The sequence below is a fragment of the Corallococcus sp. AS-1-6 genome, from assembly GCF_020037015.1.
GTDB lineage: Bacteria > Myxococcota > Myxococcia > Myxococcales > Myxococcaceae > Corallococcus.
Genome location: NZ_JAIQDE010000020.1, coordinates 15,341 through 28,965, shown reverse-complemented (window position 1 = coordinate 28,965; position 13,625 = coordinate 15,341). Strand labels below are relative to the sequence as shown.

The window sequence follows — 13,625 nt, the reverse complement described above, 5'->3', positions numbered from 1 at the left end:
TGGTGGAAGTTAGTTCCCCGCTCCGCACTCCGCCGCGAGCGCCACCGCCCGGTCCGGGAACCTTTCCGCCAGCGTACGTTTCACCTCGGCCACCCCGGCGGCATCGCCTTCGTGGACGTGGAGTTGGCAACGCGCGGTGAGGGCGCGGGGGTCGTCCGGGGCCAGCCGCTCGGCCTCCCGGTATTCGCGCTCGGCGCCGCGCAGGTCGCCCTGCCGGAAGAGGACGGCCCCCAGGTAGGAGTGGGCCACCGCGAGCGTGGGGGCCTTGCGCTGCGCGCGCTTGAGCAGGGCGGTGGCGTCGTCCAGCTTCTCCTGGCGGAAGCGCACGAAGCCCAGCTCCGCCAGGGACTCGGCGTCGTCGTGCTGGCGCGTCCAGGCGGACAGCACGGTGGCGGCCTCGTCCAGCCGGCCTCCCTGGGACAGGAGCTGGCCGTAGCGGGGCGCGACCTGGGCGGAGCCCGGCGCCTGCGCGTACGCCTTCGCGAGCGCGGTCAGCGCCCCCGGCACGTCACCCTGGCGGGCCCGCAGGTCGGCCAGGGCCAGCGGCGCGCGGACGTCCTTGGGGGCCAGGGCGGTGGCCTCGTCGATGGCGCGCTCCGCGCGCTTGCCCATGCGCAGCTCGGTGGCGGCGCGCGCGGCGAGCAGGTGCGCCTCCGCCTCCTTCGGGAAGCGCGAGGTGTAGGCCTCCGCCAGCGCCAGCGCCTGCGAGTGGGCGCCCGCGTCGAGCAGCAGCGTGCCCGCGCGAGCCAGCTCCCTGGCCGTGGCGCGCACGTCCTTGCCCAGCCCCTCCAGCGCGGACACCTTCGCCTCCGCCGTGGTGGCGGCTTCGGCGGCGGCGAGCCTCGCGGGGGGCGGCAGGTCCGGGCGCCGCAGGTGCCACATGGCCCCCGCGCCCAGTCCGCCCAGCGCGAGCACGCCCGCGACGATGGCCAGGGCCCGCCGCGACCGGGGCGCGCCACGCGACGCCGGCTCGCGAGCCCCTGCCGGAGCGTCACCGCGCGCCTGGCTCCCACCCGGCGCCGGAGCCTGGAGTCCGGCGGCGCCCTCCGCCGGGGAGCCCGGGGTCGAGACCGGAATCTCCGCCGTCACGGGCCGGGTCGCGCCGCGAATCGACACGGTGTGGGTGCCCAGGGGCGGAAGGGGACGTGAGGCCGGCGGAGCGGCGACCGGCGGCGGCACGGGCCAGGACGGGATGCCCTGCACGCCGAACGGCGGGAGCACGTCCATGGTGGGGGCCCCCTCCGCGCCCGAGCTGGAGGGGTCCGCGAGCCTCGCGTTGCGCAGCGCCAGCCGCTTGGGGTCGCGGTCCGGCGGAAACAGCGTGTCCAGGTACGCGGCCACCTGCGCGGGCGCGGCGACCTCCGCGGGCCCGCCCAGCCGCTCGATGGCGGCGATGAACGTCTGCAGGCTGTCGAAGCGCGCCTCCGGGTCCTTCGCGAGCGCCTTGAGACACACCGCCTCCAGCGCCTGCGGCACGGACGGGTCGAACGCGGTGGGGGGCTTCGGCCTTCCCTCGGAGATGCGCGTGAGCACCTCCTCGGTGGACATGCCGGTGAAGGGCCGCCGGCCGCACAGTTGCTCGTAGAGCATCACCCCCGCGGCGAACAGGTCCGCGCGGTGGTCCACGCTGCGGCCGGCGATCATCTCCGGCGACATGTAGAAGAACTTCCCCTTCAGCGTCCCGGGCTCCGTCCCCGACCCCAGCGCGTCCGCCTTCGCGATGCCGAAGTCGATGACCTTCACCGCGCCGTTCGCCCCGACGTGGATGTTGTCCGGCGTGAAGTCGCGGTGGACGATTTTCAGCGGCCGGCCCGCCTCGTCCACGGCGCGGTGCGCGGCGTCCAGGCCCCGGCACGCGTCCACCAGCACGCGCAGGGTGATGCCCAGCGGCACGCGCTGGCCGCGCTCGGCGGCCTCCTGCCGCACCTCCGCGAACGAGCGCCCCTCCAACAGCTCCATGGCGATGAAGGGCTCCCCGCCCTCCATGCCCAGCTCCAGGATGGACACCACGTTCGGGTGGCGCACCTGCGCGGTGATGCGCGCCTCGTTGAGGAACATCTGCACGATGCGCCGGTCCCCGGCCAGGTGCGGCATCAGCCGCTTCACCGCCACGGCCGGGCCGCGCTGCCCGTCCAGGCTGATGGCGCGCGCCAGATACACCTCCGCCATGCCGCCCGTCGCGATGCGCGCGCTCAGGCGGTAGCGGCCTGCCCAGGAAACGCCGGGTTCCGACACCAAGGTGGCGGCAGTCTACGGGCCCGCGCCCCCGGCGCCCAACGTCATGACGCGCCGCCTGCCTGCCTGGCCCCGGTCCCCCCGCGCACGCCCCCCGTATTGGACCGGCCGGGACGATGGGTGTGGGTGCAGGGATGTGTGGAGCCGGTGACGGAGGACGGGCCGGGAGTGCTAACCTCCGCCGCCTCACGCGTGACCCCTAAGGGGAGGGGGCCGCCTTCACGAACCTCGCGACTCGTCGCGGATGCAGGGAGGGATGTTGGGCACCGTCCTCAAGGGTGGTTTCGTCGTCGAGCTGGAACCCGCGTCCGTGGAGCGGGTGGACCTGCGCATTGAAGGTGAGCGCATCGTGGCGCGGGCCGAGGACCTTTCGCCCGGCCCCGACGACGAGGTGGTCGCGCTGTCCGGCAAGCTCGTCTTCCCGGGGCTCGTCAACACCCACCACCGGCTGGCGACGGTGCTGTCGCGCGGCCTGGTCAGTCCGGCGCCCACGTCCTACCAGGCCCTGCTGGAGCAGGTGCGCTGGCCCTTCGAGAACGCGCTGGACCTGGACGCGGTGCAGGTGGCCGCCACGGCGGGCGGCCTGGAGTCCATCCAGTGCGGCACCACCACCCTGTTCGACCTGCACGCCTCGCCCAAGGCCGTGACGGGGTCGCTCTTGCGCTCGGCGCGCGGCCTCCATGAGGTGGGCGTGCGTGGCGTGCTGTCCTACGCGGTGACGGACCGCATGGGCGCGGTGGGCCGCGAGGAGGGGCTGGAGGAGACGGTCAGCTTCGCGCGCAAGGCCCGGGGCCGCTTCCGCGGGCAGGTGGGCGCGGGCCCCTGCTTCACGCTGGGCGACGACGCGCTCCAGGGCCTGGGCGAGGCGCTCAACACCACCGGCACCGGGCTGCACTTCCCGCTCGCGGAGGATCCGCTGGACGAGCGGCTGTCCACCGAGCGCCACGGCAACCCGCCGGTGACGCGGCTGCTGACCAGCAACCTGCTGTCGCCCCGCGCCATGGCGGCGCACGCGGGCCACCTGGCGTGGGCGGACCTGGCGCAGGTGCTGGCCACGGGGACGTGGTTCCTGCACACGCCGCGCTCGAACCAGGGCCAGGAGGTGGGCTACGCGCCCGCGCTGAAGTTCGGGGCGCGCGCGTCGCTGGGGACGGACGGCACGTCGCCGGACCTGTTCGCGGAGGCGCAGGCGGCGTACCTGCGCTCGCGCGAGGCGGGGCAGCCCATCGACGTGCTGCGCTACCTGGCCAACGGACACCGGCTGGCGTCGCAGGTGTTCGAGGCGGCCATCGGCCCCATGCGCGAGGGCGCGCTCGCAGACCTGCTGGTGATGGACTACCTGTCGCCCACGCCGCTCACCGCGGAGACGCTGGCGTGGCACGTGGTGCACGGGCTGGGCAGCCGCCATGTGGAGGCGGTGATGGTGGACGGCGTGTGGCGCGTCTGGGCGCGAAGGCCGCTGTCGGTGAACCCCACGGTGGTGGCCGAGCAGTCGCGCGAGGCCGCCGCCGCCGTGTGGGCCCGCATGGCGTCGTCGTAGAGCCTGGAGCCTGGGGGGAGCTTGTCGCGGTGCCCGGGGCCCGTTAAGTCCCGGGCATGCTCAACTCCCTGCTCGTCGTCGGATGGCTCAGCGCAGCGATTCCCCAGGTGGGTGACACCGCCCCGGACTTCACGGTGAAGGACACCGCGGGGACGACCTACACGCTGTCGGAGATGGTGAAGAAGGGGCCGGTCATCGTGGCCTTCTTCCCCAAGGCGTTCACCAGCGGCTGCACGAAGGAGCTGACCGCGTACCGCGACCGCTACAAGGACATCGAGCAGGCGCAGGGCCAGGTGCTGGCCTTCTCCACGGACGACGCGGAGACGCTGGCGCGCTTCAAGACGGAGCTCAAGGCGCCCTTCGTGTTCATCCCGGATCCGGACGGCAAGGTGGTGGGCGCGTACGACGTGAAGATGCCGGTGGTGACGGTGTCCAAGCGCTACACGTTCGTCGTGGGGGATGACCGCAAGGTGCTCAAGGTGAGCGAGGGCAAGGACGCCATCGACGTCTCGGGCGCCATCGCGGCGTGTCCCCTGCGCAAGGGCGGCGCCGCGAAGCCCGCCTCCGCCCCGGCGGGCAACACGCCTCCGACGCAGGCCGCGCCCGCGACGAAGTAGCCGCGCTCTGGCTTCCAGGGCAGGGGCACGGTCCACTCGCGGACGTCCCCATGGCACGTGTGGGCTGGACGCAGGCCGTGCCGTTGAGGAGTTCACGCGGCACGAGGCCTGCTTGCTTGTCCGCCCCGGGCGCGGAGCGATAGCCCTGGGGCATGCCGTGCGCGGGGCGTCCTCCGTCCGCCGGGCTGGGGGCGTGAGGAGGCCCGAGTGGATGGACATCGTCTTCCTGGGCCCCGCGTGCCGGGCCCCCGCCGACGCACAGGCGGCCACGGCCCCGAGGCAGCTCGCGCAGGCGCTCCGGAGGCGAGGACACACGGTCCTCTTCCTGGAGCGCACGGCGCCCGGTGAGCGCGGAGAGGCGTCGTATCTGGACCTGGCGGACCTCCACGCGCGCTTCCATTCGAGGGTGCGCCGCGCGGACCTGGTGCTGGTGGACGCGGACGTGGCACAGGTCGCGGACGTAAGCCGCTGGCTCACGAACACGGCGAGGGGGCTCACGGTCTTCTGGGACCGGGACACGCCCCGGACGTTGGCGCGGCACGCCCTTCGGGAGGACCCGGCCTGCATGACGCCGGACCTGTTCACGGGCTACCGGCTCTATCTCTGCTCGAGTGGGGGGCCGGTGCCCCGTCAGTTGGAGCGAGAGTGGGGCGTGGCCCGCGCGCGCGTGTTCCTGCCGGGCGTGGATGCGGAGCACTTCGCGCCCGGCAGCGGGCGGACGCGCTGGGACCTGGGGTACGCGGGGCCGGCGTCGCCGGAGCGGCGGGGGCTCCTGACGCAATGGTTGTTGGGCGCCGCGCGCGGCTGGCCCCAGGGGCGCTTCGTCCTCGCGGGAACGCTGTCAGCGGTGGATGCCGCCTGGCCCGCCAACGTGGCGAGGCACGCGGCTCCGCTCCACCAGGAGCACGAGTCCTTCCTGGGCGCGCAGCGCTTCACGCTGGTCCTCTCCCAGGCCGAGCACACGCCAGGGGCGAGCCTGTTCGAAGCAGCGGCCCGTGGAGCGGCGCTCATCAGTGATCCCTGGCCAGGGCTGGAGGACGTCTTCGCGCTGGGTGAGGAGGTGATGGTCGCCCGCACGGAGCAGGACGTGCTGCGCTACCTGCTAGCGATGCCGGAAGCGGACCGGCGCCAACTGGGAATGCGAGCCCGGGCCAGGGTCCTGGCCGAACACACCGTGGCCCACCGGGCGCTGCAACTGGAGCAATACGCGAGCGAAGCGGAGCGCGGAGCCCCATGGCTGGCACCGGTGCGCTCGCTGAACTGAGCGTCCGGAACCCGGGATGACGGACGGTGCCGCCCCGCCGGCGGCGCACCGCACAAACCTGTCCGACAGTCGGACAGGTTTTTGACGCCTGTGTCGGGCGGGACGTGGCCCACCTTCGCGTCCGGGGGGGCCTACGCCTCTTCTGGGGCCTTCACCATCTCCCGGGGCGGGAACACGAACTGCGCGGCCCCGGCCACGAGCGGGGACTCATCGCGCTGGAACATGGCGAGCGCCGTCAGCCGCTCCTCCGTCCAGCCGCGTCCGTCCCCCGCGTCGCGCACCAGGCAGTGCAGGCCCACGCGCCGCGCCTCCGGACTGGGGCTCCGCGCCAGGCGCCCGCCCACGTCCTCCATCGTCTCCACCGGGAGGTTCGACACCGCCACCTGGGCCGCCATCAGCGCGTCCGCGTGGAGCCACCCCTCCTGTCCCATCGTGTCCAGGTGGCTCGCGAAGGCCGGCGGCGCCAGGGCCACCGCCGCGCAGCGCACGCGCAGCGTCGCCAGACACGGGTCCCTCGTGAGGAGCCCCGTCACCAGCCCCTGCACCGCGCTCAGGGGCACGGGCCGCATCCGGTCCCGGGGCTGGAGCAGCGCGTCCATCGCCACGCTCAGCGCGCGCCGATCCTGGGCCACCGCCTCCAGCATCCGCTCGAACAGCTCCACGTCGCGCTCGTCGGCCCGGTACACCAGCGCGCCCATCGCCGCGCGCACCTCGTCGTCAAAGGGCGACGCCAGCCGCGCGCCACAGGCGGACAGGAACACCCGCTCGCGGTCCTTCACGGACAGCCAGGCCGCGCGCCGCAGCAGGTCAATGCGCGCATCCGGCTCCGGCCGCGCCAGCACCTTCGCGAGCAGCGCGGACAGCCGGGCGTCCAGCGCCTCCGTCAGCCGGTCCGCCGGGATGTCCCCCACGCGCGACGCCATGATGGCGTCCTCGCCGGTGACGGCGCGCTCGAACACCGCCCACGTGGGCTCGCGGTCCAGGTGGTCCCACAGCGCGCGCAACAGCGCGATGCGCACGTCGCGGTGCAGCGGCTTCGCGTCCAGCTCCAGCAGCCGCGCATAGCCCTCGTCCGAGCGCAGCTCGCCCAGGAGGCGCACCACCTCCTTGGCCACCGTGACCCGGGTCAGCGGCACCTCCGCCAAGAGCGACAGCACCCGCGTGACGGGCATGCCGTTGAACGCGCGGCGCAGGCCGTAGATGGCGATGCGCGCGCGCGAGTCTTCCAGGGCCGCCAACAGCGTGGGCACGCCCTGGCCCTGGTCACACCGGGCCATCACCCGCAGGGCCCGCTCCTGCACCGCGGGCCGCTTGTCGTCCGCCAGCGCGAGCAGCGCGTCCATGGGCGCCCAGTCCAGCGCCGCCATCCGCGTCACCGCCGCCAGCACCGACGGCGTGTCCCGCTCCATGTCCTCGCACAGCCTGGCGAGCGCGCGCGAATACGCCCGGTTCTGCGCCACCGTCCACCGGAAGAACCCCGAGTCGAACGGCAAGATCCAGTGCGTCACCCCCGTGGCGAACTGGCCGGTGATGACCGGCGCGTCCAGGTACGGACCCAGCAGGTCCTGCCGCCGCCGGTGCAGGAACTCGCGCACCACCGGGATGGCGATGGCGCTCTCGTCCCGCTTGAGCAGCGCGGGCAGCATCCGGTCGAAGTCCTTCACCGCGCGGTGGCGCAGCACCCAGAGCGCGTTCCCGGACGGCTTGCCCAGCCGCAGCGCCACCCGCTCCAGCTCCTCCACCAGCTCCCGGTGCAGCGGAAGCGAACGCTTCTCGGCCGCCGCCAGCGCCACCACCTCCTCGTCCCAGCCCCGGTCCCGCCAGCGCCGCAGGGTGGCCGCGAGCGTCGACTCGAAGCGCGGCCGGTCCTCCCGAGACAGCCACGCGGTCAGCGCCAGCGACAGCCGGTTGTCCGGCGCCGTGTCGCGCACGGAGACGAGCCAGTCCGACAGGCCGGGCACCAGCGCCGCGCGCTTGCCCAGGCTCGCCGCGAGCTGGAGCAGGGGACCGCCGCGCTCGCGCTCCGCCCAGCTCTTCGCCAGCGCCAGCAGGTACGGCGCGGCCCGGCGCACCTCGTCGTCCGTCAACCGGTGGCCCAGCCCGCCGTCCTGGATGCGCCCGCGCTCCTTGAGGAAGGTGCCCAGCCACCGCGCGCCCCACGCCGGGTCCGCGCCGAAGGCCCGCACCAGCAGCCGCTCCGCGGATTGCGCCGTGCCCATGGACAGGTCCGCCGCGTCCAGCGCGTCGCGCAGCATCCGCCCCAGGGCCTCGGTGTGCTCGGCGCGCCACATCCGGCGGGGCCACTCGGCCAGCGCCTGGAGCATCACCCCGCGCACGGGGTCCTGTTCGTTCTTCCGGGCCAGCACCAGCGCCAGCGCGGGGGCCACCGCCGCGGGCTCGTCCGGGCGCAGGCCGGGCAGTGCCAGCAGCGCGCCCAGCGCCACTCCGCGCATCGCCGCGTCCGGGTGCCCCAGCGCGCCCCGCAGCGCGCCCAGCGCTTCGTCCCAGGGCAGGAAGCGCGCATAGGCGAACCGCGCCTCGGCGCGCGTGCCCAGCGCCACCACCTCGTCCAGGTGACGGCGCGCCTCCCGCTCGCGCAGCTCCACCGGCAGGTGCCGCACATACTCCGGCGCGATGACGCCGTCCCGGGTGCGAGCGCCCACGGTCCAGCGCGCGTGGACCGCCTCACGCAGCGCCGGGTCCGCGATGCGGGCGATGAGCGGCGTGCCCCACGCGGGGGCCCGCTCCACGGACGCGGCCCAGGCCTCGGTGAGCGTCGCGTGCAGCGGCTCCGGCAGCTCCTTCAGCACGTCCTCCGCGCGGCCCAGCAGCGTCGGGTCGCGCTGGACGATCCACGTCAGGGACCCGGCGTCCAGTGACGCCAGGGACCTGGCGAACAGCAGGTGCGGGAGGATCGCCGGGGAGCGTTGGCGCAGCAGCGCCACCATGCGCAGGGGGCGCTGCTTCACCAGCGTCCGCACGGCGTGCTCATCCGGCGGGATGCCCCGCTCCAGCAGCAGCGCCAGCAGCGTCTCCGCCATGTCGGGCGCCCGCTCCGCCAGCCACCCCAGGCCCCACGCCAGGTGCTGCCGCGTGACGGGGTCCGGCTCGCCCGTGACAGCGCTCAGTTGCTCCCGCAGGACCTCGCCCAGCACGGCCGGCGCATGCCGGGCCAGCCGCGCCCAGAACCGCTGGCTGGGCCGCTCCAGGGCCCGCGCCACATGCCGGCGCAGGGCCGGCTCGGACGCGAGGGGCACCGTGTCCGCGAAGGTGACGTGCTCGCCCTTCTCCGCCAGCCCGTCCAGGAACGCGTCGATGACGGCGTGCCGCTTGCGCTTGCGCAACTGGTGGATGAGGGCCTGCTCGCGGCGCATCCCGTGCGCCATGCGCAGCGCCTCCAGCGCCTGGGCGTCGTCACAGGCCAGCGACACCAGCTCGAAGGCCAGCGCGCGAACGCGGAAGGACGCGTCCGCCGTGGCCTGGAGCACCGCCGCGCCATCCCGGCGCGTGAACTGGGCCGCCAGGGCCAGCCGCCGCTCGAAGGCGTCACCCCGGGACAGCGCGTCCAGCACCGCCTGCGCCGCCGGGTCCGTCCGGGCCTTGCGCCCCAGCTCCACCAGCCGCCGCACCCGGGCATCGTGGAAGGTGGAGTTCAGCTCGGCGCGCAGGGCGGACAGGGCGGGGTCGGACATGGCGCCCAAGGATGCCCGCTCCCCGGCTTTCCTGACAGACCCACCCCGCCCGGGGCCTCCCCCCAGGCGCGGCCGATGCTCAGTGCGCCGCCTCCGAGGGAGTGACGGGGTAGTTGCCCGTCGAGTGCGCGCGCGTGTGCTGCGCGAAGAGGAAGCGCCGGACGGCGGCGCGGGTGATGAGTCCGCACGGGGAGAGCCCCAGCACGGGCGCCACCGGCAGCGCGTCCACGTCCTCGTGGTCCATCACCTGGAGCGCATGCGCCAGGTCCGAGTCCGGCGCCAGCGCGGGCAGCTTGCGCGCCAGGTCGCTGGCCACGAGCAGCGGGTACATGGACTCGTCGCGCCACACCTCGCGAAGCTGCTCCACCTGCACCGTGCCGTAGAGGTTGCCCTCCGTGTCCAGCACCGGCAGCGTGCCGGCCTCGGACGTGAGCAACTGGTCCGTCAGCGCGCGCAGCGGCGTGCCCGCGGACACCGCGGGGACCTCCGTCATCAGGGCCCGCACGTGCGTGGCCGCCAGCAGGTCCTCGTCGCTCTGCACCTTGGGCGCCGTGCGCTCCGTGAGGAAGTGGCACACCGCGGACGCGATGGTGCACGTCACCATCAGCGGCAGGATGATCTCGTGGCTGCCGCTCAGCTCGTACAGCATCATCATGCCGGTGAGCGGACCGCGCGTGAGCGCCGCCACCGCGCCGCCCATGCCCACGATGGCGTACGCGCCGCTGGGGCCCGTGGCGTGCGGGAAGAAGTAGTGCACCAGCGTGCCGAACGCGCCGCCCGCCATGGCGCCAATCAGCGCCGCCGGGAAGAACGTGCCGCCGGACCCGCCTGAACCAATCGTGAGCGACGTGGCCACGAGCTTCAGCACGCACGCCGTCACCAGGAAGAGGAAGGGCAGTTGGCCCGCCGCCGCCAGGTTGATGTAGTCGTGCCCGCTGCCCCACACCGTGGGGCTCAGGAACGCGAGCACGCCCGTGCACAGGCCGCCCAGCGCGGCGCGCACCGGCAGCGGCTTCTTCCCCAGCCACGGGGACAGCTTCCCGCCCATGCCGCCGTGGAAGAAGTGCTCCACCCCGTGCAGCAGCTTCACGAACGCGAACGCGAGCAGCCCGCACCCGATGCCCAGCGCCGCGTAGGCGAAGACCTCCGAGCCGCTGACCAGCTCGTAGTTCACCCGGTTGAGCATGGGCGCTTCGTCCAGCACGCCGCGGCTCACCAGCGTGCCCGCCACGCTCGCCAGGATGATGGGGGAGAACACCCGCAGCTCGAACTCGCGCAAGATGATCTCCATCGCGAACACCGCGCCCGCGATGGGGGCGTTGAAGGACGCGGAGATGCCCGCGCCCGCGCCGCACGCCAACAGGATGGACAGCTCCCTGCGGCTGAAGCCCAGCACGCGCCCCACGCTGGACGCGAACGCCGCGCCGCCATAGACGATGGGGCCCTCGCGGCCCGCGGAGCCGCCGCTGCCAATGGTGATGGCGGACGCGATGAGCTTGAGCAACCCGCGGTCCGCCGGCACCACGTTCGCGCCGCTCTTCACCGCGCGCACCACCTCCGGAAGGCCGTGGCCGTGCGTCTCCGGCCGGTCCCGCAACAGCCGCCCCACCGCCAGGCCGCCCACCGTGGGCGCGAGCAGCATCAGCCACCAGGGCAGGTGCGGCAGCACCGCGGGCAGGTTGTGCGCGTGGCCGAACACGGCGTTCACGGCCGCCAGGCCCACCAGCGGGTAGTAGAGCGACAGCGCGCCCAGCGTCAGCAGCGCCAGCAGGCGCAGGCGGCGCTTCACCTCGTCGCGAGGGCCGCCGGGCTCGATCACCCGCGCCAAAAGGAGCGCGCCCAGCGCCAGCGGCACGCCCACCAGCGCGTACTCCAGGTGCCAGCGCGCGGAGGAGAGCGACTCCATCAACGTGCGCAGCCGCTGCGGCTTGAACGTCGCCGCCAGCTCCGCGGCGCTGAACGTGATGCCGCTCATTACGCCAATGAGGTTGGAGAAGATGCCCGCGGCCAGCCCGCTGTAGAGCCCGACCACCGCGCCCGCGATGGGCAGCACCGAGGGGGTCGGCAGGCGGATGCGGTTGGACGCGCCCAGCAGGAAGTAGATGAGACGGGAGAGGCTCTGTCGCGCCCAGAGCGTGAGCGCGGCCATCCGCTGCGTTTCGGCAGGCGGAGGTTCGTCGGAGGTGTTCATTTGGTGCACCTACTAAACGGAGGAGCCCGGTGTGTTTCAAGCATCTTGATGACGCCCTCGCCCCGGCGCCGTCCGCCTGCACTCCACTCCACACATCACCCGAGCGGTGCCCGGCCCCCTGCCCCCGGAGCGTGCTACGACGCCCCCGGTTTCCACCCCATGAAGGAGGCATCGCACATGCTCAAGCAGGGAGACGTGGCCCCGGAGTTCACCGTGCAGGACTCGACGGGGAAGACGCACCGGCTGTCGGACTACCGGGGCAAGAACGTGGTGCTCTGGTTCTACCCGAAGGCGGACACCCCGGGATGCACCGCGGAGGGCTGCTCCTTCCGCGATCACAAGACCCAGTACGAGGCGAAGGGCACCGCCATCCTGGGCATCAGCTTCGACACGCCGGAGGAGAACCAGGCCTTCTCCCAGAAGTTCGGCTTCAACTTCCCGCTGCTCTGCGACGTGGATCGCAAGGTGGGGCTGGCCTATGGGGCCGCGGATGACGCCTCGGCCCCCAACGCGCGCCGGGTGGGCGTCGTCATCGGGCCGGACGGCCGCATCAAGGAGTGGCACGCCAAGGTGGACGCGCGGGCCTTCCCCCAGGAAGCGCTGTCGCGGCTCCAGTAGGGCGCCCGCGCTCAGGGCGCGAACGAGCGGGACGGCAGGCGCGAGCGGATGAACACCGCCACGCCCGCCAGCGCGAACCACGGCAGCACGTGCCCCAGCATCAGGTGGCCCGCGCTGCCGTCCGGGCAGTGCACGTGAAGGACCAGCAGGCTCACCCCCGCGGAGGACAGCCCCGCCGCCAGCGCCCGCACCGGCTGGAAGGCGGAGCGGCACAGGAGGACGAGCGCCAGGGCCAGCGGCACCACCGACAGCATCACCTCCGCGCCCAGGCACCCCAGGGTGCCCGCGAGGAACGGCCGCACCTGGACGCCCGAGCGCCCGCTCAACTGCGCCAGCGCCACGGCGAGCGCGCCCACGGCCACGAGCGTGAAGGGCCACGCGCGCTGCCCCGGCGCCAGGGCCACCATCGCTCCGCCGCCCACGCTCACGACGATGAGCAGCGCCACGAGCGCCACCGCCAGCGGCGACGCGCTGTTGAGCAGCATCCCGTTCCGGCCCACCCACAGCAGCCCCACCACGCCCATGCCCAGATAGGTGGCGAGCAGCACCGCCACCTCCCTCCACCACGGCGTGGGCCGCGGGTGCGCCGCCAGCTCCGTCAGCGACTGGCGCCGCGTCTGTTCGAGCCGGGCCTCGTCGATGGGCACGGCGGGGGGAGGGGAGGCGGGAGGCGCCAGCACCTGGAAGCCCTCCAGCAGGGCCCGGCAGTCCGCGCACCCGGCCGCGTGTGACGCCAGGTCCGGCGGCAGCGGGCCGTCCATCCGGTCCAGGACGCGTTCGCACTCGGGCGTCATCGGGAGGTCTCCTGCTGAAGGGGCGCGAGCAGCTCGCGCAGGCGCGCGTAGCCCCGGTGGGCGCGGACCTTCACCGCGCTCTCGGTGAGGCCCAGGGCCTCGGCGATTTCAGCGAAGCCCATGCCCTCGAAGCGGTGCATGAGGATGGGCAGCCGCTGGCCTTCGGGGAGCTGCGCCAGGGCGCGTTGCACCGCGCGCTCCAGGCCCGCGTCGCGCGGCTCCGGCGTGTCCGCCACGGCGGTGAGGGGCAGCTCCCCCTCCGGCGTGAGGTCCTCCGGGCGGCGGTGGCGGCGAGCGTGGTCCCGCGCGGCGTTGGTGGCGATGGCGTACAGCCAGGGCCGGACGCGCGAGCCGGCCTGATAGCGGCCCCGCGCGCGCACCAGGGACAGGAAGGTGAGCTGGGCCAGGTCCTCGGCGGTGGCGGGGCTGCCGGTGAGGCGCGCCAGGTAGCCCTGCACGGGGCGCGCGTAGCGCTGGAAGAGCGCGTCGAACGCCTGCGCGTCGCCCTGGCAGAACCGCTCCATCAACACCTCGTCCGAGTCGCCGGAGGCCCCCCCGGAAGCGCCCGGAGACGTCGGCATGTCTCCGGTACGCACGGGCGCGGCGCCAGGTTTCAAGGGAGGGGACGAAGGGCTCACGGGACGGACGCGGACTCTACGGCCCCCGAGGGCGCC

General features: G+C 74.0%; 9 protein-coding genes. 4 read left to right on the top strand and 5 right to left on the bottom strand.

From position 1 onward, the window contains the following. Positions 1-9: 9 nt before the first annotated feature. The gene (locus tag K8612_RS25105) at positions 10-2,169 is read right to left on the bottom strand and encodes a protein kinase (protein WP_373692137.1); all 2,160 of its coding nucleotides are present in this window, start codon (positions 2,167-2,169) and stop codon (positions 10-12) included. A gap of 325 nt (positions 2,170-2,494) precedes the next feature. On the opposite strand from K8612_RS25105, the gene K8612_RS25100 reads away from it, so the two are divergent. The 3 genes from K8612_RS25100 (at position 2,495) to K8612_RS25090 (ending at position 5,656) form a co-directional block, all read left to right on the top strand. Further along, positions 2,495-3,775, top strand: coding sequence for an amidohydrolase family protein (locus K8612_RS25100; protein WP_223739275.1), 1,281 nt, complete (start codon positions 2,495-2,497; stop codon positions 3,773-3,775). 56 nt (positions 3,776-3,831) lie between these two features. Continuing rightward, the gene (locus K8612_RS25095) at positions 3,832-4,392 is read left to right on the top strand and encodes a peroxiredoxin (RefSeq protein ID WP_223738899.1); all 561 of its coding nucleotides are present in this window, start codon (positions 3,832-3,834) and stop codon (positions 4,390-4,392) included. Positions 4,393-4,603: 211 nt separating this feature from the next. After that, positions 4,604-5,656, top strand: a complete 1,053-nt coding sequence (locus K8612_RS25090; RefSeq protein WP_223764146.1) for a glycosyltransferase — start codon at positions 4,604-4,606, stop codon at positions 5,654-5,656. A gap of 131 nt (positions 5,657-5,787) precedes the next feature. Here K8612_RS25090 and K8612_RS25085 read toward each other — a convergent pair whose 3' ends face one another. Beyond that, positions 5,788-9,348 carry a hypothetical protein gene (locus K8612_RS25085; RefSeq protein WP_223764145.1) on the bottom strand — a complete coding sequence of 1,187 codons (3,561 nt, stop codon included), beginning with the start codon at positions 9,346-9,348 and terminating at the stop codon, positions 5,788-5,790. 79 nt (positions 9,349-9,427) lie between these two features. Then, positions 9,428-11,539 (bottom strand): chloride channel protein, encoded by a 2,112-nt coding sequence (locus tag K8612_RS25080; RefSeq protein ID WP_370639887.1) that lies wholly within the window; start codon positions 11,537-11,539, stop codon positions 9,428-9,430. Between the two features lie 177 nt (positions 11,540-11,716). Here K8612_RS25080 and K8612_RS25075 point away from each other — a divergent pair, with 177 nt between their 5' ends. Further along, positions 11,717-12,157, top strand: coding sequence for a peroxiredoxin (locus K8612_RS25075; protein ID WP_223738902.1), 441 nt, complete (start codon positions 11,717-11,719; stop codon positions 12,155-12,157). Between the two features lie 11 nt (positions 12,158-12,168). On the opposite strand, the gene K8612_RS25070 is transcribed toward K8612_RS25075, so the two are convergent. Then, a complete protein-coding gene (locus K8612_RS25070) occupies positions 12,169-12,951 on the bottom strand; it encodes a DUF1109 domain-containing protein (protein WP_223764144.1) in 783 nt (260 codons plus the stop codon). Next, positions 12,948-13,532 (bottom strand): RNA polymerase sigma factor, encoded by a 585-nt coding sequence (locus K8612_RS25065; protein WP_223738904.1) that lies wholly within the window; start codon positions 13,530-13,532, stop codon positions 12,948-12,950. The genes K8612_RS25070 and K8612_RS25065 overlap by 4 nt, the downstream gene beginning before the upstream one ends. Between the last annotated feature and the right edge of the window lie 93 nt (positions 13,533-13,625).

Excerpts from the sequence above, each read along its gene's own strand:
- K8612_RS25105 (WP_373692137.1), bottom strand. The coding sequence starts at position 2,169 with ATGGCGGAGGTGTATCTGGCGCGCGCCATCAGCCTGGACGGGCAGCGC.
- K8612_RS25065 (WP_223738904.1), bottom strand. The coding sequence starts at position 13,532 with ATGCCGACGTCTCCGGGCGCTTCCGGGGGGGCCTCCGGCGACTCGGAC.
- K8612_RS25090 (WP_223764146.1), top strand. The coding sequence starts at position 4,604 with ATGGACATCGTCTTCCTGGGCCCCGCGTGCCGGGCCCCCGCCGACGCA.
- K8612_RS25070 (WP_223764144.1), bottom strand. The coding sequence starts at position 12,951 with ATGACGCCCGAGTGCGAACGCGTCCTGGACCGGATGGACGGCCCGCTG.
- K8612_RS25085 (WP_223764145.1), bottom strand. The coding sequence starts at position 9,348 with ATGTCCGACCCCGCCCTGTCCGCCCTGCGCGCCGAGCTGAACTCCACC.
- K8612_RS25080 (WP_370639887.1), bottom strand. The coding sequence starts at position 11,539 with ATGAACACCTCCGACGAACCTCCGCCTGCCGAAACGCAGCGGATGGCC.
- K8612_RS25075 (WP_223738902.1), top strand. The coding sequence starts at position 11,717 with ATGCTCAAGCAGGGAGACGTGGCCCCGGAGTTCACCGTGCAGGACTCG.
- K8612_RS25095 (WP_223738899.1), top strand. The coding sequence starts at position 3,832 with ATGCTCAACTCCCTGCTCGTCGTCGGATGGCTCAGCGCAGCGATTCCC.